25 protein-coding genes, 2 tRNA genes and 2 pseudogenes are annotated in these 22297 nt (G+C 72.4%); 12 read left to right on the top strand and 17 right to left on the bottom strand.

Annotated features, from left to right (window positions below):
- The first annotated feature begins 25 nt into the window (after positions 1–25).
- From ACWD1Z_RS04910 to ACWD1Z_RS04895, 4 genes and pseudogenes are all read left to right on the top strand, one after another.
- Positions 26–385: an MmcQ/YjbR family DNA-binding protein gene (locus ACWD1Z_RS04910; RefSeq protein WP_451115582.1), complete on the top strand. Its 360-nt coding sequence runs from the start codon at positions 26–28 to the stop codon at positions 383–385.
- A gap of 116 nt (positions 386–501) precedes the next feature.
- Positions 502–1786: pseudogene (locus tag ACWD1Z_RS04905) on the top strand (MFS transporter).
- Positions 1787–1865: 79 nt separating this feature from the next.
- Positions 1866–1939, top strand: a tRNA-Pro gene (locus tag ACWD1Z_RS04900).
- Between the two features lie 148 nt (positions 1940–2087).
- Complete coding sequence (locus ACWD1Z_RS04895; protein WP_451115581.1) at positions 2088–2939, top strand: DUF72 domain-containing protein; 852 nt, start codon at positions 2088–2090, stop codon at positions 2937–2939.
- Positions 2940–3084: 145 nt separating this feature from the next.
- On the opposite strand, the gene ACWD1Z_RS04890 is transcribed toward ACWD1Z_RS04895, so the two are convergent.
- The 10 genes and pseudogenes from ACWD1Z_RS04890 to ACWD1Z_RS04845 form a co-directional block, all read right to left on the bottom strand.
- Entirely contained in the window at positions 3085–3375 is a 291-nt protein-coding gene (locus ACWD1Z_RS04890; RefSeq protein WP_451115579.1) for a DUF1905 domain-containing protein, read from the bottom strand.
- Positions 3376–3487: 112 nt separating this feature from the next.
- Positions 3488–5707, bottom strand: coding sequence for a catalase/peroxidase HPI (katG, locus tag ACWD1Z_RS04885; RefSeq protein WP_451115577.1), 2220 nt, complete (start codon positions 5705–5707; stop codon positions 3488–3490).
- Positions 5708–5741: 34 nt separating this feature from the next.
- Positions 5742–6179 (bottom strand): Fur family transcriptional regulator, encoded by a 438-nt coding sequence (locus ACWD1Z_RS04880; protein WP_451115575.1) that lies wholly within the window; start codon positions 6177–6179, stop codon positions 5742–5744.
- Between the two features lie 122 nt (positions 6180–6301).
- The gene (locus ACWD1Z_RS04875; RefSeq protein ID WP_250073405.1) at positions 6302–6829 is read right to left on the bottom strand and encodes an NUDIX hydrolase family protein; all 528 of its coding nucleotides are present in this window, start codon (positions 6827–6829) and stop codon (positions 6302–6304) included.
- A 42-nt stretch (positions 6830–6871) separates the two neighbouring features.
- Positions 6872–7117: pseudogene (locus tag ACWD1Z_RS04870) on the bottom strand (amidohydrolase family protein); the annotation flags it as partial.
- Between the two features lie 109 nt (positions 7118–7226).
- Positions 7227–7607, bottom strand: coding sequence for a hypothetical protein (locus ACWD1Z_RS04865; protein WP_451115573.1), 381 nt, complete (start codon positions 7605–7607; stop codon positions 7227–7229).
- Positions 7608–7822: 215 nt separating this feature from the next.
- Positions 7823–8632, bottom strand: coding sequence for an SAM-dependent methyltransferase (locus ACWD1Z_RS04860; RefSeq protein WP_451115572.1), 810 nt, complete (start codon positions 8630–8632; stop codon positions 7823–7825).
- 146 nt (positions 8633–8778) lie between these two features.
- Positions 8779–9111 carry a DUF3140 domain-containing protein gene (locus ACWD1Z_RS04855; RefSeq protein WP_451115570.1) on the bottom strand — a complete coding sequence of 111 codons (333 nt, stop codon included), beginning with the start codon at positions 9109–9111 and terminating at the stop codon, positions 8779–8781.
- Positions 9112–9160: 49 nt separating this feature from the next.
- Entirely contained in the window at positions 9161–9643 is a 483-nt protein-coding gene (locus ACWD1Z_RS04850; protein WP_451115568.1) for a Dps family protein, read from the bottom strand.
- Entirely contained in the window at positions 9640–9897 is a 258-nt protein-coding gene (locus ACWD1Z_RS04845) for a WhiB family transcriptional regulator (RefSeq protein ID WP_451115566.1), read from the bottom strand. The genes ACWD1Z_RS04850 and ACWD1Z_RS04845 overlap by 4 nt, the downstream gene beginning before the upstream one ends.
- Before the next feature lie 144 nt (positions 9898–10041).
- Here ACWD1Z_RS04845 and ACWD1Z_RS04840 point away from each other — a divergent pair, with 144 nt between their 5' ends.
- The 3 genes from ACWD1Z_RS04840 to ACWD1Z_RS04830 all read left to right on the top strand — a co-directional run bounded on the left by ACWD1Z_RS04840 (position 10042) and on the right by ACWD1Z_RS04830 (position 12914).
- Positions 10042–11229, top strand: a complete 1188-nt coding sequence (locus ACWD1Z_RS04840; protein WP_451115564.1) for a thiolase family protein — start codon at positions 10042–10044, stop codon at positions 11227–11229.
- A gap of 110 nt (positions 11230–11339) precedes the next feature.
- Positions 11340–12113 carry a sulfite exporter TauE/SafE family protein gene (locus ACWD1Z_RS04835; protein ID WP_451115562.1) on the top strand — a complete coding sequence of 258 codons (774 nt, stop codon included), beginning with the start codon at positions 11340–11342 and terminating at the stop codon, positions 12111–12113.
- A 54-nt stretch (positions 12114–12167) separates the two neighbouring features.
- Positions 12168–12914: a cobalt-precorrin-6A reductase gene (locus tag ACWD1Z_RS04830; RefSeq protein ID WP_451115561.1), complete on the top strand. Its 747-nt coding sequence runs from the start codon at positions 12168–12170 to the stop codon at positions 12912–12914.
- On the opposite strand, the gene ACWD1Z_RS04825 is transcribed toward ACWD1Z_RS04830, so the two are convergent.
- From ACWD1Z_RS04825 to ACWD1Z_RS04810, 4 genes are all read right to left on the bottom strand, one after another.
- The gene (locus tag ACWD1Z_RS04825; RefSeq protein WP_451115559.1) at positions 12901–13308 is read right to left on the bottom strand and encodes a hypothetical protein; all 408 of its coding nucleotides are present in this window, start codon (positions 13306–13308) and stop codon (positions 12901–12903) included. The two genes, ACWD1Z_RS04830 and ACWD1Z_RS04825, sit on opposite strands and share 14 nt — an antisense overlap.
- A gap of 43 nt (positions 13309–13351) precedes the next feature.
- The gene (locus tag ACWD1Z_RS04820; protein ID WP_451115558.1) at positions 13352–15430 is read right to left on the bottom strand and encodes an MDR family MFS transporter; all 2079 of its coding nucleotides are present in this window, start codon (positions 15428–15430) and stop codon (positions 13352–13354) included.
- A gap of 47 nt (positions 15431–15477) precedes the next feature.
- Positions 15478–16263: a precorrin-6A synthase (deacetylating) gene (gene cobF / locus ACWD1Z_RS04815; protein WP_451115556.1), complete on the bottom strand. Its 786-nt coding sequence runs from the start codon at positions 16261–16263 to the stop codon at positions 15478–15480.
- A gap of 88 nt (positions 16264–16351) precedes the next feature.
- A complete protein-coding gene (locus ACWD1Z_RS04810; protein WP_451115554.1) occupies positions 16352–16873 on the bottom strand; it encodes a DUF309 domain-containing protein in 522 nt (173 codons plus the stop codon).
- Positions 16874–16974: 101 nt separating this feature from the next.
- On the opposite strand from ACWD1Z_RS04810, the gene ACWD1Z_RS04805 reads away from it, so the two are divergent.
- Positions 16975–17048: transfer RNA gene (locus ACWD1Z_RS04805), tRNA-Pro, on the top strand.
- 78 nt (positions 17049–17126) lie between these two features.
- Here the strand turns inward: ACWD1Z_RS04805 and ACWD1Z_RS04800 are convergent.
- From ACWD1Z_RS04800 to ACWD1Z_RS04790, 3 genes are all read right to left on the bottom strand, one after another.
- Entirely contained in the window at positions 17127–17291 is a 165-nt protein-coding gene (locus ACWD1Z_RS04800; RefSeq protein ID WP_451115552.1) for a hypothetical protein, read from the bottom strand.
- On the bottom strand, positions 17288–17731 hold the full coding sequence (locus tag ACWD1Z_RS04795) for a DUF6003 family protein (RefSeq protein WP_451115550.1): 444 nt from the start codon (positions 17729–17731) through the stop codon (positions 17288–17290). Before ACWD1Z_RS04795 ends, ACWD1Z_RS04800 begins: the two co-directional genes overlap by 4 nt.
- 80 nt (positions 17732–17811) lie before the next feature.
- A complete protein-coding gene (locus ACWD1Z_RS04790) occupies positions 17812–18195 on the bottom strand; it encodes a thiol-disulfide oxidoreductase DCC family protein (protein WP_451115548.1) in 384 nt (127 codons plus the stop codon).
- Between the two features lie 182 nt (positions 18196–18377).
- Between ACWD1Z_RS04790 and ACWD1Z_RS04785 the strand changes: the two genes are divergently transcribed.
- From ACWD1Z_RS04785 to ACWD1Z_RS04770, 4 genes are all read left to right on the top strand, one after another.
- A complete protein-coding gene (locus ACWD1Z_RS04785) occupies positions 18378–19838 on the top strand; it encodes a serine/threonine-protein kinase (protein ID WP_451115547.1) in 1461 nt (486 codons plus the stop codon).
- A 118-nt stretch (positions 19839–19956) separates the two neighbouring features.
- Positions 19957–20868: a YihY/virulence factor BrkB family protein gene (locus tag ACWD1Z_RS04780; RefSeq protein WP_451115545.1), complete on the top strand. Its 912-nt coding sequence runs from the start codon at positions 19957–19959 to the stop codon at positions 20866–20868.
- Positions 20869–20947: 79 nt separating this feature from the next.
- Positions 20948–21589, top strand: coding sequence for a phosphoribosyltransferase (locus tag ACWD1Z_RS04775; RefSeq protein ID WP_451115543.1), 642 nt, complete (start codon positions 20948–20950; stop codon positions 21587–21589).
- A gap of 28 nt (positions 21590–21617) precedes the next feature.
- Positions 21618–22292, top strand: coding sequence for an NUDIX domain-containing protein (locus tag ACWD1Z_RS04770; RefSeq protein ID WP_451115542.1), 675 nt, complete (start codon positions 21618–21620; stop codon positions 22290–22292).
- Positions 22293–22297: the final 5 nt, after the last annotated feature.

Here is a 22297-nt window from a genome sequence, read left to right as displayed (position 1 = left end):
AGTGCGAGCGGTTACGGTGCCTGCCATGCAGGATGCCGAAGACGTACGCCGTACCGCCCTGTCCCTGCCGGACACGACGGAGAAGACCGCCTGGAACATGCCCACGTTCCGGGTGGCGGGGAAGATGTTCGCGACGCTGCCCGAGGACGAGACCTCCATCGCCGTGCGCTGCCCCAAGGAGGAGCGCGACGAACTGGTGCTGGCCGAGCCGGGGAAGTTCTGGATCGCCGGCCACGAGGCGCAGTTCGCCTGGGTGCGGGTCCGGCTCGCGGCGCTGGAGGACGGGGAGGAGCTGCGGGACATCCTCGCCGACTCCTGGCGCCAGGCGGCACCCACCCGACTCCTGGAGGCCCACCCGGAGTTGGGGCTTCCGGCCGCGGACTGAAATCCCCTCGGGCGTTGTCAGTGCCGCGTGGCATGATCCGGAGGCGTGAGCGGAAGCCGGGGCGGAGGGGGCCCCGGCTGCCGCGGTGACCGGTGCACGGGGAGGGGAGCGCGGGGATGGCGAGGCGGCGGTCGAAGGTGTCGGGCGAGGTCCGTCCGGTCTGGTCCAGGGACTTCGCCCTCTTCTTCGCCGCCCGTGCCGTCGCCCGGCTCGGCGACACCATGCTGCCGGTGGCCCTCGCCGCCGGACTGCTCCAGCACGGGTACGGCGCGGGCGCGGTCGGCCTCGCCATGGCCGCCACGGCCGCCGCCTTCGCCGGGTTCGTCGTCTTCGGCGGAGTGATCGCCGACCGCTTCAGCACCCGCCGGCTCATGATCGGCGCCGACCTGGTGCGGCTGGGCACCCAGGCCCTCGCCGCGGCCCTGTTCTTCAGCGGTCATGTGGTGCTGTGGGAGATCTGCGCGATCGGTTTCGTCAACGGTGTCGCGGGCGCCGTCTTCCAGCCCGGCGTCGCCAGTACGACCCCCCCGGCTCGCCACCGACGTCCAGGGCGCGAACGGCGCCATACGCATCGCGGAGTCCGCGGCCCACCTCGCGGGCCCCGCCCTGGCCGGCCTCCTCGTCGGCCTCGCCTCCCCGGGAGGTGTCTTCGCCGCCCACGCCGCGACGTACGCGGTGAGCGCCCTGTGCCTGCTCCTGCTGCGCCTGCCCCCGCTCGCCTCCGGCAGCGCGCCGGTACCGAGCACCTTCCGGGCGGACCTGGTCGAGGGCTGGCGGGAGTTCCGGGCGCGCACCTGGCTCTGGGCGGTCATCGCCGTCTGGTGCCTGTACATGCTCATGGTGTGGGGCCCGACCCTGCCGCTGGTCGCGACCGAGGTGGTGCAGGAGCACGGCGCCGGCGCCTACGGCCTGATCAACTCCGCCCTCGGCGCGGGCACCGTCGTCGGCGGCCTCCTCGCCCTGCGCCTGCGCCCCCGCCGTATGCTGCGGGCCGGCGCGATCAGCCTCTTCGCCTTCGTCGGCTTCCCGGCGACCGTGGGCCTCGGCCTGGACGTACCCGCGATGGCGGCGGGTGCCGCGGTGGCGGGTGCGGGCATGTCCTTCTGGAGCGTGATGTGGGCGACCACCGTCCAGACCCAGGTCCCGCCGGACGTCCTCAACCGCATCCACGCCTACGACGTGGCCGGCTCCCTGGCCATGATGCCGGTGGGCCAGGCCCTCGCGGGCCCCTCCGCGTCCGCGCTCGGCGCCGAGAACGTCCTGCTGGTCGCGGGGGTGACGAGCCTGGTCGTCGCGGCGACCCTGCTCGCGGTCCGGCCGGTGCGTGACCTGGTACGGGCCGACGCGCCGACCGCCGGATCGATGCCCGCGGGGCAGCCGGAGCGGGCCCGCGCCGAATAAACCGGTGCGCGACCACGGACCCGAGTGCGGTATTGTTTCCCTGTTCGTTCGGCCCGGGGAAAGCCCAGGTCAGCGGCATCGGGACGTGGCGCAGCTTGGTAGCGCACTTGACTGGGGGTCAAGGGGTCGCAGGTTCAAATCCTGTCGTCCCGACTGTGCGGAAACGCAGGTCGGAGGCCGTTCTCTCGTGACGAGAGAGCGGCCTTTCGTGCGTCCGGGGGCGGCAGAACAGCACGGAGAACGTCACGGAGGGGGTGAGCGCTTTCCCGGGTAGAGGGGCCGCGAGGAAAGGACGGCCGGGATGGGCGAGTTTCTGATCGGGACGTGTTCGTGGACGGACAAGGCGCTGGTGGCCAGCGGATGGTACCCGCCCGGGCGCCGTGACCCGGAGGGGCGGCTGCGGCACTACGCCGAGCACTTCTCCGTCGTGGAGGTCGACGCCGGCTACTACGCGCTTCCCAGCGTGCGCAACAGTCTGCTCTGGAACGAACGCACGCCGCCGGGCTTCCGGTTCGATGTCAAGGCGTTCTCCCTCCTCACCGGCCACCCGACCCGCAGGACCGCCCTGCCCGCCGACCTGCGCGGCCACGCCCTCGACGACCCGGAGCTGCTCGACGAGGTCTGGCACCGTTTCGGCGCGGCCCTGCGGCCCCTCCAGGAGTCCGGCCGGCTGGGCGCCGTACTGTTCCAGTTCCCGCCGTGGTTCGGTCCGGGCGCGCGGGCGGAGACCGTGCTCGATGCCACCAGGAAGCGGGCGTACCAGTGGCCGATGGCCGTGGAGTTCCGCCATCCCGACTGGTGGTGCGAGGACCGGCGGGAGCACACGGCCGCCCTGTTGAGGGACCTGGACGCCACCGCGGTGGCCGTCGACACGGTCCAAGGGCTGCCCACCTCGATGCCCGCCGTCACACCCGTCACGTCACCGAGGCTCGCGGTGGTCCGCTTTCACGGCCGTAGCGCCGCCTGGGGGACCGGAAGCAAGGAGGACCGCTTCCGCCATACCTACACGCGGGAGGAGCTGGCCGCCTGGCTGCCGCGCCTGCGCGTCCTGGCGGACCGGGCCGAGCAGTTGCACGTCCTGTTCAACAACTGCTGCGGTGACGCCGCGGTACGCGCCGCCGGGACGTTGCGCGAGCTGCTGGAAGGTTCCTGAAGCGACCCCGGTCCATGCCCTTGATGACCCTGCCGCCGCCCAGGGCGAACAAACGGGGTCAGCTCGGTGGGAGCGGCACCCTGGGGAACGTCCACCTCGGGCTTCGTCTGCTCACCCATCACAGCGTCCTCCGTCATGTCCGGGGTCACTGCCAGCGGACCGTCAGTTCTATCTCCACCTCGTCGCCCGCCTCCAGGCCCTGCGGCATGCGTACCGCGGCCTTCAGCGGCAGCAGGTAGCGGCCGTCCTTCGGGAACAGTGACGTGGTGAAGGCGACCGCGCCGATGCGGGCCTCCACCGGGATCACGCCCCAGCCGTAGGTGGCCGCGGACGCGACCTGGTGGATGTCGGCGGACTCCTCCCGCGGTACGGGGACGAAGTAGTACGGCGACGGGCCGCGCCATTCGATCACCTGGCCGGTGAAGGCGAGTTCCAACAGGTCAGCCTCGATTCGGGACGGCGATGCGGTGGGACAGGCACAGTACACAGACGGCCGGGCCGGCCGACGGGTGTGTCGGCCGGCCCGGGTGTCCAGGGGCGGGGTTCGCTCAGACCAGGTCGAAGCGGTCCAGGTCCATGACCTTGGACCACGCCGCGGCGAAGTCCCGCACGAACTTCTCCTTCGCGTCGTCGCTCGCGTAGACCTCCGCGAGCGCCCGCAGCTCGGAGTTGGAGCCGAAGACCAGGTCGGCGCGGGTGCCGGTCCACTTGACCGCGCCGGAGGCCAGGTCACGGCCCTCGAAGGTGCTCTGGTCCGGGGACGTCGACTTCCACTCCGTGCCCAGGTCGAGCAGGTTGACGAAGAAGTCGTTGGTCAGCTTGCCCGGCGTCTCGGTGAGCACGCCGTGCTTGGAGCCGTTGTGGTTGGCGCCGAGGACCCGCAGGCCGCCGACGAGCACGGTCATCTCGGGGGCGGTCAGCGTGAGCAGGTTCGCCCGGTCCAGCAGCAGGTACTCGGCCGGCAGCCGGTTGCCCTTGCCGAGGTAGTTGCGGAACCCGTCGGACGTCGGCTCCAGCGCCGCGAACGACTCGACGTCGGTGTGCTCCTCGGTCGCGTCGACCCGGCCCGGGGAGAAGGCCACGTCGACCTCGACACCGGCGTCCTTGGCGGCCTGCTCCACGGCGGCGGTGCCACCGAGGACGATCAGGTCGGCCAGGGAGACCTTCTTGGCGCCGGAGTTGAACTCGCTCCGGATCTCCTCCAGGGTGCGCAGCACCTGGGCGAGCTCGTCGGGGTTGTTGACCTCCCAGCCGCGCTGCGGCTCCAGGCGGATCCGGGCACCGTTGGCGCCACCGCGCTTGTCACTGCCGCGGAACGTCGAGGCCGACGCCCACGCGGTGGAGACCAGCTGCGGGACGGTCAGACCCGAGGCGAGGATCCTGGCCTTCAGGGCCGCCACGTCGGCGGCGTCGATGGCCTCGCCCTCAGCCTGCGGCAGCGGGTCCTGCCACAGCATCGTCTCCTCGGGGACCTCCGGGCCGAGGTACAGCGACTTCGGGCCCAGGTCACGGTGGGTCAGCTTGTACCAGGCGCGGGCGAAGGCGTCCGCGAACTCGGCCGGGTTCTCGTGGAAGCGCTTGGAGATCGGGCCGTAGATCGGGTCGAAGCGCAGCGAGAGGTCGGTGGTGAGCATCGTGGGCAGACGCTTCTTCGACGGGTCGTGCGCGTCGGGGATGATCGCCTCGGCGTCCTTGGCCACCCACTGCTTGGCGCCGGCCGGGGACTCGGTCAGCTCCCACTCGAAGCCGAAGAGGATGTCGAAGAAGTCGTTGCTCCACTGGGTGGGCTTGGTGGTCCAGGTGACCTCCAGACCACTGGTGATCGCGTCGCCGCCCTTGCCGGTGCCGTAGGTGGACTTCCAGCCCAGGCCCTGCTCCTCCATGGAGGCGGCCTCGGGGTCGTTGCCGACATGGTCGGCCGGGCCGGCGCCGTGGGTCTTGCCGAAGGTGTGACCACCGGCGATCAGCGCGACGGTCTCCTCGTCGTTCATCGCCATCCGGTGGAAGGTCTCCCGGATGTCGCGGGCCGCGGCGATCGGGTCCGGGTTGCCGTTGGGGCCCTCCGGGTTGACGTAGATGAGGCCCATCTGGACCGCGCCGAGCGGGTTCTCCAGCTCACGGTCGCCGCTGTAGCGCTGGTCGTCGAGCCAGGTGGTCTCGGGGCCCCAGTAGACGTCCTCGTCGGCCTCCCAGACGTCGGCGCGGCCGCCGCCGAAGCCGAAGGTCTCGAAGCCCATCTGCTCCAGCGCCACATTGCCCGTGAGGATCATGAGGTCGGCCCAGGACAGGGACTGGCCGTACTTCTTCTTGACCGGCCACAGCAGACGGCGGGCCTTGTCGAGGTTGCCGTTGTCCGGCCAGCTGTTCAGCGGCGCGAAGCGCTGCTGCCCGCGGCCGCCACCGCCGCGGCCGTCGCTGATGCGGTAGGTGCCGGCGCTGTGCCAGGCCATACGGACCATCAGGGGGCCGTAGTTGCCGAAGTCGGCGGGCCACCAGTCCTGCGAGGAGGTGAGCACCTCGGCGATGTCCTGCTTCACGGCGGCCAGGTCGAGGGACTGGAACGCCTCGGCGTAATCGAAGTCCGCGCCGAGCGGGTTCGCGACCACCGGGTCCTTGGCAAGGATCTTCAGGTTGAGCCGCTCGGGCCACCACTGGCGGTTGCCGCCGCCCTGGGTCGGGTGCGCGGCACGACCGTGCGCGACGGGGCAGCCCCCCGTGACCTCCTCCGTCTTGGGGTCGGTGACGATTGCGTCGGGGTTCTCAGCCATGGGAATCCTTCCGGGCTTTGGGTGGAGCGGGTGCTCAAGGTGTCTGGGAGGGCGAGCAGTCGGGGCACACGCCCCAGTAGATGACCTCGGCCTCGTCGATCGCGAAGCCGTGGTCGTCCGAGGCGGTCAGGCAGGGGGCGTCGCCGACCGCGCAGTCGACGTCGGCGACGGCACCGCACGACCGGCACAGGACGTGGTGGTGGTTGTCCCCGACGCGGCCCTCGAACCGGGCCGGACTGCCGGCCGGCTCGATACGGCGGACGAGCCCGGCCGTGGTGAGGGCGTGCAGGCCCTCGTACACGGCTTGCAGGGAGACATGGCCCACGCGGTCCCGCACGCCGGAGGCGATGGCCTCGACACCCAGGTGGTCGCCGTGCCGGACGGTCTCCAGCAGCGCGACCCGGGCAGCCGTCACCCGCAGGCCGGCGCCGCGCAGCTCCTCGGCGGTGGTGGGGGTTCCGGATGAGCTCATGCGCCGAACCTACCCTCATAAACACGAATGGTTCAAGAAAACGAACAATTCAAATTTGGTGGCGGGCGGACATCGAGCCATCATCGAGCCGGAGTCGACCGCGCGGCGACTGCGCGTGACCGTCAGATCACACAGCCGACATGCGCCAGCGCCTGCTTCAGCAGCACGCCGTGCCCGCCCGGCATCTCGCTCTGCACCGCGGGGGACAGCGCCTCCTGCGGGCTGAACCAGACCAGGTCCAGAGCGTCCTGGCGGGGGCGGCAGTCCCCGGTGACCGGCACCACATAGGCGAGGGAGACCGCGTGCTGGCGCGGGTCGTGGTACGGCGTGACGCCGTGCGTCGGGAAGTACTCCGCGACCGTGAAGGGCTGGAGGGAGGCCGGGACCCGGGGCAGCGCGACCGGGCCGAGGTCCTTCTCCAGGTGCCGCAGGAGCGCGTCGCGCACCCGCTCGTGGTGCAGCACCCGGCCGGAGACCAGGGTCCGGCTGACCGTTCCGTCCGGTCCGATGCGCAGGAGCAGGCCGATGCTGGTGACCTCGCCGCTGTCGTCGACACGCACGGGCACGGCCTCGACATAGAGGATCGGCATACGGGCGCGGGCCATCTCCAGCTCGTCGGAGGTCAGCCAACCGGGCGTGGTTTCGGTCATATCAGACATTGCTTGATCATACTTTCCGGGATCGGCGCGCGCTCAGTCGCGACGGTGGACGGTTTCGGCGGGAAGTCCGTACAGGCGGCGGGCGTTGGCGGAGCCGGTCCACCGGACGATGCACAGCGCGTCCGGCAGGCTCAGTTCGTCGGCGTCCACCCGGTCCTGGAGCAGCGCCCCGAGACCGTGCCGGAAGGACACCGCGCCGAGCAGGTGGAACTCGGCCAGACCGTAGGCGTCGGAGCTGTACAGCAGTTTGCGGAAGGGTGTGATCTCCAGCGCCGCGGCCTGGCGCTGGAAGCCCGGCCGGTCCGGGTCTCCGGTGACCACGCCGCGGCAGTGGTGATCGGTGAACGGCTGGGCGTCGAGGGACTCGTGGACCGCGGTGGCCGGCACGTCAGTACCGCCGACGGTACGCCGCCGCGATCCGCCCGTCGTCGAGCCCGTCGGCGGCTGCGATCTCCCCTTGGCGTACGGCGATCATCGCGTCGGTGAGCACCGGCCCGAGGGCGGTGCGCGGCGCCTCGTCCGCCCGGACCTCCGCCATGGCCTCACCGAGCGAGGCCGGCAGCCGACGCACGCCCGGGGCGCGGGCCTGCCCGGCGTCGAGCAACTCCGGTTTGCCGGTGGTCTCCTGAGACAGCCGCGTGGACCTCATCATGCCGTCGAGGCCAGCGGTGCCGGTGATCACCCGCACGCCCGCCTCGCGGGACTCCCGGCCCCACGCGGTGAACGCCCCGGGACGCCCTCCGGGCACGGGATCGGCAAGGGTGGTCATCCGTTCTCCTCGTCGAGCTGGGCCGCGACACTCGCTGGGGCGTCAGGGTTTCACGGCCACCGTGCCGTCCTGCGGCACCGCGACGGGAGAGTCGGAAACCGGCCGTGGGGCCATTGTGCCGTCCCTTGATCATCCTGTCTTCGGAATCGGCGTCTCCGGAACGGCACCGGGCAGGGGAGGTTGGGTCCTGGGAGGAGGAGGGTGAGCAGGATGCCTCAGGGTTTGCGGGCGACCCCGCCATAGAGGGACACCGGTCCGTCGCCGAGCGGGGCCTCGTCCCGGGCGAGGTCGGGGCGCCAGTCCCGCACCGACACGATCCCCGGCTCCATCAGGTCGAGTCCCTTGAAGAAGCCGCCCACTTCGGCCCGGGTACGCGCGACGAGCGTCACCCCGCCCGCCGCGTACCGCTCGATGCCCTGCCGGACGTTCTCGGGCTCGAAGTCGGCGGTCATGCAGGACAGGACGAGACAACTGCCCGGTGCCAGTGCCTTGACGAGGGTGTCCACCAGCTCGTAGGCGCCGTCCTCGTCCGCGACGAAGTGCAGCAGGGCGATCAGGGACAGGGCGATCGGGCGGTCGAAGTCCAGCAGGCGGGCGGCCTGTTCGAGGATCGCGTCCGGCTCCCGGGCGTCGGCCTGGAGGTACTGCGTCACGCCCTCCGGGGTGCCGCGCAGCAGCGCCTCGGCGTGCGCGAGGACGATGGGGTCGTTGTCGACGTAGACCACGCGCGCGTCCGGGGCGAAGGACTGGGCGATCTGGTGGAGGTTGGGCTCGGTGGGTATGCCCGTGCCGATGTCCAGGAACTGGCGGATGCCGGTGGTCCCGGCGAGGTGGCGCGTGGCCCGCTGCATGAAACAGCGGTTGCTGCGCGCCGCCCGCGGCGCACCCGTGTCGATCGCCATGATCTGGCGGCCGAGGGCCTCGTCGACCGGGTAGTTGTCCTTGCCGCCGAGGTACCAGTCGTACACCCGGGCCGGATGGGGCCGGGTGGTGTCGATACGGACGGCCGGCTCGGTCCCGGTCACACATGGCTCCTCTGCTCGCTCGGCACGGGGGTGCGCTGCGGGCAGTCTTTCACGATCATCGGAGACGGCGGAGTCTGTCTTCGGCCACCTCACGGTCGGCTGTCGGCCACCTCAACACTCGGGCGGGCGCCGCCTGTTCACGGCGCTCACGCCTTGAGCGGGTCGTGGCCCAGGGACATCAGCAGGTGCCTGCGCCGGGGGTCCTCCGCCGCGGGTTCGCTCTCCGCGTCCGCCTGTTCGGCGACCGTGTCGACCACCTCGTACATGACCGCGACGTCCTCGTCGGTGAGGTCCGTGCGGCGCTTCTGGAGGATCGCCAGGACATGCTGTCCGGTCGGCGAACCGGCGTGCTCGGGGAGGGGTTCGGTCTCCTCGGAGGCCTCGCTGACCCGCAGCCAGGCGGCCAGTTCCTGCGAGGTCATGTTCACGGCACGGTGGAAGTCCTCCCACAGCGCGTCGAGTTCGAGGGAGTCGGTCATGGTCAGCCCCTTTTCACTCGCCCTCTTGCCCGTCTGCTCGCCCGTGCGGCTACTCGTCCCGGGGCCAGTTCTCGGCGTCGAACATCCAGCGCTGCTTCTCCAGGTCGCCGGTGACGCTGATGAGCAGGTCCTGGGTGACGGGATCCGCCTTCTCGGTGGCGTCGATGCGGGCGCGCAGCCGGCCGATGGCCGATTCCAGCGCGGCCACCATCAGCTTGACGACCTCGGTGTCGCGCAGCCAGCCCTCGTCCGCACCGGGCAGGCTGAGGGAGGCGGCTACGGTCTCCGGGCGGCCGTCGGGGGAGACGCCGATCGCGGCGGCGCGTTCGGCGACGGTGTCGGCGTGCTCGCGGGCGGCCAGGACGACCTCGTCCAGCTGCAGGTGGATCGAGCGGAACCTCGGTCCGACGACGTTCCAGTGCGCCTGCTTGCCGATCAGTGACAGACCCAGCAGGTCGACCAGCGTGTCCTGGAGGGCGTCACCGGCGATCCGGCGTTCCTTGTCGGGCAGAGTGCTCTTCACCACGGTCATAGGGTGCTTCTCCTCTCGGCGTGCTGCCTTGACGTCCGGAGCAGTACGGCGCGTTCCTCCTCGCAGGTCCCGCCCCACACACCCGATGCCTGGCCGCTGTGCAGCGCGAAGGCCAGACACTGGGTGATCACCGGGCAGCGGGCGCACACGCGCTTGGCCGCCGCGGTCTCCCGCAGCGCCGGCCCGCGTAGGCCCACGGGAAAGAACAACTCGGGGTCCTCCCCTGCGCAGGCTGCTTTCCGCAACCACTCCATGAGGCGCGGGTGCCCGGGGTGTACTCGTGCAAACGCGGCGTTCCGCCGTCGGCCGGGGTTCTTCCCAGGGGGAGGGGCGGCGGTCTATAGTCAAAAACTAGCGGTGCTAATTAAGAGAGTCGCTGTCGGTCAGGAGTCCTTCTCGTGCGTCCCGTCCACTTCGCGGCCGCCCGCCGCACCCCCATCGGCAAACTGCGCGGAGCCCTGTCCTGCGTACGGCCCGACGATCTCGCCGCGACCGTGATCCGCGGGCTGGTCGCCGACGTGCCCGCGCTCGACCCGGCGCGCATCGACGACGTGTACTGGGGCGCCGCCAACCAGTCCGGCGAGGACAACCGCAACGTCGCCCGCATGGCCGCGCTGCTCGCCGGGCTCCCCGAGTCGGTGCCCGGCGCCACGGTGAACCGGCTGTGCGCGTCCGGTCTGGAGGCCGTGACCACCGCCGCCCGCACCATCGCCGCGGGTGAGGCCGACATCGTGCTCGCGGGCGGATCCGAGTCGATGAGCCGCGCCCCCTTCGTCCTGGCCCGGCCCGACGAGGCCCTGCCGCACCGCATCGAGACCGTCGACACCCGGCTCGGCTGGCGGCTGGTCAACCCGGCGATGAAGGACCTGCACGGGCTGCTGTCCATGGGGGAGACCGCGGAGGAGGTCGCCTCGCGCCACGGCGTCTCGCGCGAGCGGCAGGACGAGTTCGCGCTGCGCAGCCACCGGCTGGCCGCCGAAGCCCGCAAGAACGGCTACTTCGACGACGAACTGCTGCCGGTCGAGCGGCCCGACGGGGTGGTCGTCGACACCGACGAGTGCGTGCGCGAGGACACCTCGGTGGAGAAGCTCGCGCGGCTCAAGCCCGTCTTCCGGGAGGGCGGCACGGTCACCGCGGGGAACGCCTCGCCGATGAACGACGGTGCCGCGGGGCTGCTCCTCGTCAGCGAGGAGGCCCTGAACGAACTCGGTCTCGAATCGCTCGGACGGTACGCGGGCGGCGCGTCCGCGGGTGTGCATCCGGATGTGATGGGGATCGGGCCGGTTCCGGCCACGCAGAAGGTGCTCGCGCGGGCGCGGTGGAGCGTGGCGGACCTCCAGGAGGCCGAGTTCAACGAGGCGTTCGCGGCGCAGGCGCTGGCCTGCGTCGACCGGCTCGGGATCGATCCGGAGCTGGTCAATCCCACGGGCGGCGCGATCGCACTCGGTCACCCCCTGGGCTGCTCGGGCGCCCGCATCCTGACCACCCTGCTGCACCGGATGCGCCGCACGGGCGCGGAGCGCGGCTTGGCCACGATGTGCGTGGGGGTGGGGCAGGGGAGCGCGGTGCTGGTCGAGCGCCACTAGGTCCTGCCGGCGCCTGCCCGCCTGCCGGGCGATGCCTGGCGCGATGCGTTCGCCGACCGGTGAGGCGCCTGCTGACGTGCTGGTTGAATGTGCATAGCATCGGTCTTCGCATGGACACGATGACGCTGTGGCACCTCACCGGCTGGGAGTTCGCCGCGCTCGCCTTCGCGGCGCTGCTCGTCGGCTTCTCCAAGACCGCCGTGAGCGGCGCCAACACGGTCAGCCTGGCGGTCTTCGCCGCGGTGCTGCCCGCCCGGGCCTCCACGGGCGTCCTGCTTCCGGTGCTGATCGCCGGGGACCTGCTCGCCGTGCTCACCTACCGGCGGCACGCGCACTGGCCCACGCTGTGGCGGCTGTTCCCCGCGGTCGCGGGCGGAGTGGTCGCGGGCACGGTGTTCCTGATGTGGGCCGACGACGGGATCGTCCGGACGTCGATCGGCGCGATCCTGCTGCTGATGGCCGCCGTGACGGTGTGGCGGCGCAGGTTCGCCGACACCGAGCGGGACCCGGACGCGGTGGTGACCCGCGGCGGCCGGATCAAGGCCCGCTCCTACGGCGTCCTCGGCGGGTTCACCACCATGGTCGCCAACGCCGGCGGCCCGGTGATGGCGATGTACCTGCTCTCGGCGGGCTTCCGGAAGCTCGGGTTCCTGGGCACCTCGGCCTTCTTCTTCCTCATCGTCAACGTCTCCAAGGTGCCGTTCAGCGTCGGGCTCGGCCTCATCGACAGCCGCTCGCTGCTGCTCGACGCCGCGCTCGTGGGGTTCGTGGTGCCCGGCGCGCTCCTCGGCAAATGGGCTGTGAACCGGATCGACCAGCGACTCTTCGAGCACCTCGTCATCGCGGCGACCGTGGTGGGCGGCGTCCAGCTCCTGCTGCCCTGAACCGCGCGGCGGCACCGCAGGACCGCGCCGCGCGGACGGCCGTAGGCTCACCCCATGGCCCCGCATGTCCTCATCCTCGGCGGCACCACGGAGGCCCGTGAACTCGCCGCCGTGCTCACCGCGCTGCCCGGCGTCCGGGTGACCACCTCGCTCGCGGGCCGCGTCAAACGGCCCGGCACCGTCACCGGCGAGGTGCGCATCGGAGGGTTCGGCGGTGCGGACGGGCTCGCGAGGTGGCTGCGCGAGGAGCGCGTGGACGCCCTCGTCGACGCCACCCACCCCTTCGCCGCGTCGATCACGGCGAACGCCGCCCGCGCCGCCGCGGCGACCGGTGTACCGGGGGTCGTGCTGCGCCGCCCCGGCTGGCAGCCCGGCCCGCAGGACCGCTGGCATCCGGTCGCCTCGCTGGACGCGGCCGCCGAACTGCTGCCGAGCCTGGGCCGCCGGGTCTTCCTGACCACGGGCCGCCTCAGCCTCGCGGCCTTCGCCCGGCTGACGGACCTGCACTTCGTCGTACGGTCCGTGGAGCCGCCCGAGCCGCCGCTGCCGCCGCGCACCGAAGTCCTGCTGGCCCGCGGCCCGTTCACGGTGGCCGACGAGACGGCCCTGCTGCTGGGCCACTGCGTCGACGTACTGGTGACCAAGGACAGCGGCGGGCAGGCGACGGCGGCGAAACTCACCGCCGCCCGGCACCTCGCGCTCCCCGTGGTGGTCGTACGGCGTCCGCCGCTGCCCGAGGACGTCGTGGCGGTGCCGGACGTGGCGGGCGTACTGCAACGGCTGGGGCTCAGCCCTCGATGACCGAGCGCCGCATCCGGTCGATGACGCGCAGCACCTCGGTGCGGTTCTTGGCGCTCTTGACCCAGGTGGGGAGCCTCGCCACGACGGTCATCTTCCGGCCGTGCTCGTACCAGGGCGCCCGCTCGCGCAGATCCGCCGCGACGAACCGGCGGATCAGGTCCAGGTGTTCGAGGCTGTACGCCCACAGCTCACCGTGCCGGGTCTCCGCCCGGAGCCACAGCGCCGGCCAGGTGCCCTGCGCGACGGGGCCGCACCGGCCGCAGGACCGGCAGATCACCCTGGCCGACCCGAAGTGGGCGACGCGGTCGCAGCCCGGGCAGCGGACCAGCACCGAGTCGCGGTAGCCGTACCCGCCCGTGCCGGGATCGTGGAAGCGGACCGGTGCGGGAGACATGGCCCGATCATGACGGTGACCGGCGCCGCGGGGCAATCGGCTTTCAGCGGGCGGCCTCCGTCGCCGGTTCCCTCAGCCGGGCCGGCATGCCGCTGCTCAGGTCCTCCAGGAGCAGCCGCTTGGCGATCGTGTCGACGGCGGCGCGCAGATCCGCGCCGGAGGGGCGGCCGAGGTCCCGCTCCACCCGTTCCTCCAGCCAGACGGCCCAGGAACGGGTGATCACCTCGGCCTCCCGGGCGCCCGCCCGGGTGTGCGAGAGCAGGGAGCCGTCGCGGGTCAGATAGCCCTCGTCGACCATCCGGTCGAAGACCGGCAGCAGTACCTCGGGCGGCACATGGCGGCGGGCGGCGATCAGCCCCAGGCCGGCGTGGCCGACCATCCGGGTCAGCAGCTCCACCTGCATCACCGCCCAGGCGCCGGCCACGTCGAGACGGGTGTCGGAGGCCCGCACCAGCTCGCGTGCGGTGTCCAGATCGGTACTGCCGATGATCTTCATGACGGAGGCTTCCAGCACCCGCTGCGAGTCGGCGCCGCGCGGCTGCGCGAACCCCTCGCCCATGTCCGTGGACCCCATCCGGGCACTGTCCCGCAGCTCGACCTGCTTGAGGAACAGGGCGACGAGGAAACCGAGCGCCGCGACCGGCACCGTCCACAGGAACACGGTCTGGAGGGTGTTCGCGTAGGCGTCGACGATGGGCGCAGCGACCGCCGGCGGCAGGTCGTGCACGCCCTCGGGACTGGTCGCCGCCCGCGCGACGGTCGCCGGGTCCACCTCCCCGGTCCGGGAGGCGGCCTCGACTCCCTCCCGCAGGTGGGGCGTGAGGCTGTTGGTGTAGATCGTGCCGAAGACGGCCGTACCGAAGGAACTGCCCAGCGTGCGGAAGAAGGTCACGCCCGAGGTCGCGGTGCCGAGATCGGCGTACTCCACGGTGTTCTGCACCGCGATCGTCAGCACCTGCATGCACAGGCCGATGCCGGTGCCGAGCACGAACATGTACAGCGATTCCAGCCAGGCCCCGGTCGACGGCCCCATCAGGGACATCAGATACAGCCCGACGCCCATGACCAGGGAGCCGATGATCGGGAAGATCCGGTATCTGCCGGTCTTGCTGACCACGTTGCCGCTGAAGACAGACGCGATCAGCAGTCCGGCCACCATGGGCAGCGTCCGCACGCCGGAGACGGTGGCGGAGTCGCCGTCCACGTACTGCAGATACGTCGGCAGATAGGTCAGCGCGCCGAGCATGGCGAAGCCGACGATGAAGCTGAGGACCGAGCAGACCGTGAAGACCGGGTTGCCGAACAGCCGCATGGGCAGCATGGGTTCGGCCGCGCGGGTCTCCACCCAGCAGAAGAGCCCGAGGGCGAGCACCCCGCCGACGAACAGGCCGATGATGACGCCCGAACCCCACGCGTACTGGTTGCCGCCCCAACTCGTCGCCAGGATCAGCGCGCTGGCGCCGGTCGCGACGAACGCGATGCCGAGATAGTCGATGACCGGCCGGGCGGCCGACTTCACCACCGGGATGGTGCGGGCGGCGGCGATGACGACGACGATCGCGATGGGGACGTTGACGTAGAACGCCCAGCGCCAGGAGAGATGGTCGGTGAACAGGCCGCCCAGCAGCGGTCCGACGACCGTGGCCACCCCGAACACGGCGCCGATCGCGCCCTGGTACTTGCCGCGCTCGCGCAGCGGGATCACATCGGCGATCAGCGCCATCGAGGTGACCATGAGTCCGCCCGCGCCGACGCCCTGCATCGCCCGCCACACGATCAGCAGCGTCATGTTGTCGGCGAGGCCGCACAGGAACGAGCCCGTGATGAACACGATCGCCGAGACCTGGAAGACCACCTTGCGGCCGAACATGTCGCCGAACTTGCCCACCAGCACGGTCGCGACGGTCTCGGCGAGCAGGTACGACGTCACCACCCACGACATGTGCGCGGCACCGCCGAGGTCCGACACGATCGTGGGCAGCGCGGTGCCGACGATCGTCTGGTCCAGGGCGGCCAGCAGTATGCCCAGCATGATCGTGACGAAGACGACGTTGCGCCGCCGCTTGTCCAGCACAGGAGGCTCCGCGGCGGGCGGACGCGCGATGTCCTCGGCGATGGTCACGAGGACACGATCACACCGGGCGGTGGCCCCCGCACGCGGGACGGGCCCTAGGTGTGGTCCGGGCCGTGCTCCGGGTTGCGGCGCAGCAGATACGTGTCCATGATCCAGCCCTTGCGCTCGCGGGCCTCGGCGCGCAGCCGCTCGATCCGCGGCGCCGCCTCGGCGATCGGGCCGGAGGCGAGGATCTCGTCCGGGGTGCCTATGTAGGCGCCCCAGTAGATGTCGATGTCCTGGTCGGCGTACCGCCGGAAGGTCTGGTGCGCGTCGAGCATCACCACCACGTCGTCCACGCCCTCGGGGAACCCCTCGGCGAGCCGCCGCCCGGTGGTGATCTGCACGGGACGGGCCACCCGGTTGAGGCCGGTCCGGTGGCGGGCGACGAGCGCGGAGACACTGCTGATGCCGGGGATGACGTCGTACGCGAAGGTCACCGCGCCCTTGCGCAGCACCTCCTCCAGGATCCCCAGCGTGCTGTCGTAGAGCGCCGGATCGCCCCAGACCAGGAACGCCCCGGTCTCGTCCGCGCCGAGCTCCTCGGTGATCAGCCGCTCGTAGATACCGGCGCGGGCGCTGCGCCAGTCACCGACGGCGGGGGAGTAGGCGGACCCGCCGGCCGAGCGGTCCCGCTCCGGGTCGCGCGCCTCGACCACGCGGTACGTCCCCCGCGGCACGTGTGCGTCCAGCATGTCCCGGCGCAGCCGGGTCAGGTCCGACTTCACCTCGCCCTTGTCCAGGACGAAGAACACGTCCGTGCTCCGCAGCGCGCGGACCGCCTGGAGGGTCAACTGGTCGGGGTCGCCCGCGCCGATACCGATGACATGAATCTTTCGCACCCCCCGAGTCTGCCGCACCCCACTGACAGCGCCGACACCGCGTCGCCCCTACGGCGTTCGCCGCACGGGCTGGTCCGAGCGGCAGGACCTACCGCGCCCCGCGCAGCGTCGGCGCGCACCGGCCCGCGTCGACCGGCACCGACCGCGCCTCCACGGTCGCCGCCAGCTCCCGCGCCCAGGCGGTCACCCCCGCCAGGTCCATCCCGTACGGCCGCCGCAGCCCGGTGCCGGCCGCCCACTCGTCGACCGCGCCGGCCCCGCGCCGGAGCAGCCGGGCGCCCCCGGTGACGTTCCCGCGGGCCGAGTGCGTCAGGCCCACCGCGAGCTGGGCCAGCCCCCGCCACAGACCGCGCTCCCGGTCCGGTCCCGACTTCCACGCGTCCTCGAAGACCTCGTGCGCGTGGAACGGCCGCCCCGCGTCCAGCAACTCCTGCGCCTCGGCGACGGTCTGCTCGGGGGTGCGCACGACGCCCTCGGGCTGCCGGTCCACTCCGCTCGCGCCGTAGGGCAGGGGCCGCCCGAGCCCGTCCCGGGGCCGCGCGTTGCGTGCCCGCCCCTCGTTGTCCCGGTCCCGTGCCCCGGCTTCCCGACCCGACGATGTGCTGCCCATACGCCGATTGTGCCGCGCCCGGCGCCCCCTTCGAAGCCGCCCCCGGGTGTGCGGTAAAGTGCTGTTCGCGCGATCACACATGTCACCGTGGGTGAGCGCACCGGGACGTGGCGCAGCTTGGTAGCGCACTTGACTGGGGGTCAAGGGGTCGCAGGTTCAAATCCTGTCGTCCCGACTCGTGAGAGTCGCAGGTCGAGGAGCCGTCGCAGAGCGATCTGCGGCGGCTCCTCGATCGTTCGCGGACCGGATCCGGTCATCCCCCGACACCGCCGGTACCCCCGTCCCCCTCGTCCTTGTCGTCCGCCGAGGTGGGCCGGGGGAGGGGGATGCGGGTCTGGCCCTCGATCGGCGCCGGGGTGCGCTCGCCGAGCCGGTCCTCCAGCTCCCGAAGCCTCGTCCGGGTCTCCTCGGGCGTCATGCGGCGCCCCCGCCGTCCCGCCGCGTCGCCGATGCCACGGTCCGGGGGTCCTCGCCGGTGAGTTCGACGATGCGGTGCGGCGGAACCCCGGCGGCCGCGGCCCGCGCCAGCAGGGCGTCCCGCTCGCCCGCGCAGTCGCGATAGGCCAGCAGCTCCTCCTCCACGCGGGCGAGGGCAGCCGGCGCCAGCGCCAGGCGCAGCCGGTCGAGCTCCTCGTCACTCAACGGAACGGGCAGCTTCTCGGCCCCGTCGGGGATGGCGCCCGTCTCCTCCGGCGGCAGCAGCCGGACCCCCGCGGAGGCGGCGGTCACCTCGTGCGCGTCGAGCCAGGCCCGTACGGCGGGCGTCTCCAGGAATGCCAGGTCTCCGACGGCGGCGACGGATGCGCCCAGCGGGGTCGCCGGGTCGTCCACGAGGAACAGGTAGGCGTCGTCGGTCATGCTCGTCTCCTTCGCAGACGCGGTGATCGTGTGCTGTCATCACCTACCCCCTCCGGCGAGGAGCCACCACCCGGCTCCGGTCAGCTTCGACGCGGCGCCGGTGCCGCGCACGCCGCCGTCCCGCCCGGCATCCGGTGCCGGTTGTCCGCCACCAGCCGGTAGACGGCGTGGGTGACCCACCGCACCGGGGGCAGCATGAGCAGGGCTCCGAGCGGCGCCCAGCCCCCGCCCGTGCGCAGCAGGATCTTCGCCACCGCGCGGGCACCGCCGTACACCCGGCCCGTCGGGGTCACCCAGAGCGCTTCGTGCGCGGCGCGCTCCGGCGTCACGCCCAGCGCCGCCAGCTCCGCGAACTGCCAGGGGACGGTGTCGCAGTCGGGGCGGAGGCGGCGTTCGACGAAGGACACGGACGACGTACAGAAGCCGCAGTCACCGTCGAAGACGAGCACCGGTCGTTTCCGCATGACTCCATCATGCCGAAACGCCTCCGAACCCCCCCGTCGGTGAGATCGGGTGCGGCGCGGAGGGGATGCCCGGCAGCTGAGGGGGCACACGTGCACACGGTGCTCGCAACCACACGGCCATCGGCAGCACACGTGGGCGGGCGGACGACGGCAGATGATGACAGGACGCAGGGAGCGCAGTGATGAAAGTCCGCTCGTGGCCGATCCGACCGGACCTCCGGCTCACCGCCCAGGTGGTGGGCGGACGTTACCGGCTCGATGACCTGCTGGGCCGCGGCGGCGCGGCCGACGTGTACGAGGGCATGGACCTGCGCCTGCGGCGGCCGGTCGCGGTGAAGGTCTTCCGCCCGGACGGGGCCGCCGACACGGAGGAACAGTTCGACAGCGAGGGCCGGCTGCTGGCCCAGTTGCAGCACCCCGGCCTGATCACCGTGTACGACTGCGGGCGGGACGACGCGACGCCCTACCTGGTGATGGAACTGGTCAGGGGCGCGACGCTGCGGCGGCGGATCACCGAGGCCCCGCTGGCGCCCGCCGAGGCATGCCGGATCGGAGCCGCGCTGGCCTCGGCGCTGGCCCATGTGCACCGGGCCGGAGTCGTCCACCGCGACGTCAAGCCCGCGAACATCCTGCTGGACGAGGAGGGCGCCCCCCACCTCACCGACTTCGGCATCTCCCGGCTGCTCGGCACCACGGCCCACACCGTCACCGGCGCCCTGGTGGGGACCGCCGCCTACATGGCCCCGGAGCAGGTGCTGGGCCGGGGCGCCGGACCGGCGGCGGACATCTACAGCCTGGGACTGGTGCTCATCGAGTGCATCAAGGGGGAACTGGAGTACGACGGGGCGCCGCTGGAGGCCGCGATCGCCCGTCTGCACCGGCCCCCGGTCATCCCGTCGGACATACCGGCGGCGCTCGCCGAACTGCTGGAAGCCATGACCGACGCGGACGAGAGCCGCCGGCCCGACGCCCCGGCCTGTGGGCGCGCGCTGGCCGCCTTCGCGTCCGAGGAGCCCGCGGGAGCGGACGGCGCGCCCGCGGGTCCTTCCGTGCGCGGGGCCGTGCCCGTGAGCGGTGGGGACGACGCCGGCGAGCGGAACCCGGACACGCTGCGGTCGCACGGCTCGGGCGCCGGACTACGCGTCGTCGGGGTCGAGGCCGCCGCCCCCGCATCCGGCGGGACGACGACCGGGCAGCCCCCTTCCGGCCGGCCCGCCTCCCGCCGGGGCGGCCGGATGCTGCTGACCGCCGGAGCGGCCCTGACCGTCCTCGGTGTCGGACTGGCCGGTTCGGTGGGCGGACCGGCCGCCGAGGCGGAGAACGCGGCGGCCGGTCCGCCCCGCCCCGCCACGACCGAGCCGGCCGCACCGGGCGGGGACCGGCCGAGCCCGTCCCCGTCGCCCTCCCCGTCGGCCGCAGCCGCAGCCGCCGCCTCCTCCGCGTCAGCGCCTGCGCGCACCGGGAACCAGCCGGTCACCGGCGCCGAGGACGCGGCGATCGACGACGGCACGCCGTCGGCTCCCGCCGGCCGGGAGGGGCAGCGCGGCCATGCGGTCGGCCCCGGAGCAGGCGGCCCCGCTGCCGAGAAGGCCAAGGCGCGGAAGGGGAAGTCGAAGCCGGCGAAGGGCAAGCACGCGCGGTGACACCGCTGGGGCTCCCTGGCGTGACACCGCCCTGACGGGGCACCTGAGAGGCAATTCGCCGACCCCTCTCGGGGCGGTGGCGGCCAGGGCGGCAGGCTCTGAACGGAGCGGTGGTGTCATGACGATCGGTGTACCCGCGAGCGGCTCGGCGTCCGGTCGGCGCGAGCACGGGACGTACGCCAGGGCCATGGCCCGTACACCGGTCGCCGTCTGGGAGGACGACCTCACCGACTGGGCGGCGGCGCTGACGTACTACGCGGTGCTGGCCGTCTTCCCGGCCCTGCTGGTGGTGGTCTTCTCCATCGCGCTGCTCGGCGCGGACTCCCCCCAGGAGGTCGTCGCGCAACTGGCCGTCTTCGTGCCGGAGGCGGCCCGTCCGATCCTCGAGCAGGCGCTGAGCAGCCCGCCGGGGGGCTCGTCGGGCCGCTGGCTGCTGCTCGTGGTGACCGGCGGGGCCGCGCTGTGGTCCGCCTCCAGTTACCTGGCCGTCTTCCGGCGGGCGCTGCACGCGATGCACGGCGTCGCCGACTGCCGCCCGGTGTGGCGGGCGTTCCCCGCCACCCTCCTCAGGGCGTTGACCGTGCTCGCCCTGCTGGTCAGCGGGGTGCTGACGCTGACGGCCGCCGAGTGGGTCGCCCGGGCCATCGGGCAGGGCACGGGAACGGACCATCAGGCCGCCCTCGTGTGGGCCGGGTTGAAGTGGCCGCTGCTGTTCACGGTGGTCGTCGCCCTGGTCCTGCTCCTCTTCCGGTCCGGGCCGCCGGAGACCCGCGGGCTGCGGCAGACGCTGCCCGGCGGAACGCTGGCGGTGCTGCTCTGGCTGCTGGCCTCGGCGGGCTTCGCCTTCTACGCGTCGCACATCGCGTCGTACAACCGTCTCTACGGCTCCCTGGCGGGCGGAGTGGTGTTCCTGGTGTGGCTGTGGGTCTCCCACGTCGTGCTGCTGGCGGGCGCGCAGTTCAACGCCCAACTGGTGAGTGGCGGGCGACCGGAGCGGCCCGATCCCTGCTCCTCGGGCGAGAGCGCGTGAGGGCCCTTTCCCGCCCCCCTGTCTGACGTCCCTCGTCCTGGGTACGCGGAGCGCGCGGCACGGGAATGGGGTGACGATCATGACGCTGTTCCGTGATCGTGAGCACGCCGGACGGGAGCTGGCCCGGGAACTGCGCGGCCGGCACGAGAAGGATCCCGTCGTCCTCGCGCTTCCCCGGGGCGGTGTGACCGTGGCCCAGGAAGTGGCCCGCGCGCTGGACGCCCCGCTCGACGTGCTGGTCGCGCGCAAGATCGGCGCGCCCTTCCAGGAGGAGCTCGGCGTCGGCGCGCTCTGCGGTGACGATCCCCCCGTCTTCGACGACCGGACCCTGAACCGGCTCGGCCTCACCCGGGCCGCGCTGGGACCGGTGGTGGCCCGTGAGCGCGCGGAACTGCACCGCCGCGAGGAGCTGTACCGGCACGGCCGCCCCGCTCTCGACCTGCGCGGGCGGACCGTGATCGTGGTGGACGACGGACTCGCCACCGGCGCCACCGCCCGGGCCGCGCTGCGCTGGATCCGGGGCCGGTCGCCCGCGCGCGTGCTGCTGGCGGTGCCGGTCGGCTCGCCCGAGGGCGTGGACCTGATGAGCCGGGAGGCCGACGAGGTGATCTGCCCGCACCGGCCGGCCGACTTCATGGCCGTCGGGCTCTGGTACGACGACTTCGCGCAGCTCACCGACGCCGATGTGCTGGCCGCGCTGCGCACGGGCGCCGAGGGCTGAGAGCGCCGCGTGATGATAGAAGCGGACCATGACCTCTTCCTCCGTGCCCGGCATCGACACCCCCGACCGCCGCGGCCGCACCGGCCTCGACCGGACCGGCCTGGACCTGACCGGCAACCCGCGCGTGAAGGTGCGGGACGTGAAGCTGCTCTCCAGTCACTGGTACGTCGAGCGGTCCACCACCTTCGACTTCCGGCACGCCGACGGCACCTGGAGCCTCCAGGAGCGCGAGACCCACGACCGCGGCAACGGCGCCACCATGCTCCTGTACGACGCCGGACGTGAAACGGTGCTGCTCACCCGGCAGTTCCGCTTCCCCGTGTACGTCAACGGCCACCCCGACGGGATGCTCGTGGAGACCCCGGGCGGACTGCTCGACGAGGACGACGAGCATCCCGAGATCGCCGTGCGGCGCGAGGTGGTGGAGGAGACCGGCCACACCATCGGCGCCGTACAGCATGTGTTCGACGTCTACATGAGCCCCGGTTCGGTCACCGAGCGGGTGAGCTTCTACGCGGCCGAGTACGGGCCGTCCACCCGCACCCACGAGGGCGGCGGCCTGGGCGAGGAGGGCGAGGACATCGAGATCCTCGAACTGCCCTTCCGGCAGGCCCTGGAGATGATCCGCACCGGGGAGATCGCCGACGCGAAGACCATCATGCTGCTCCAATGGGCGGCGCTGGAGGGGCCGTTCGCCAAGTAGGCGGC

This window comes from Streptomyces sp. NPDC002784, from assembly GCF_053592135.1.
This window is presented reverse-complemented; position numbering and strand designations above follow the sequence as displayed.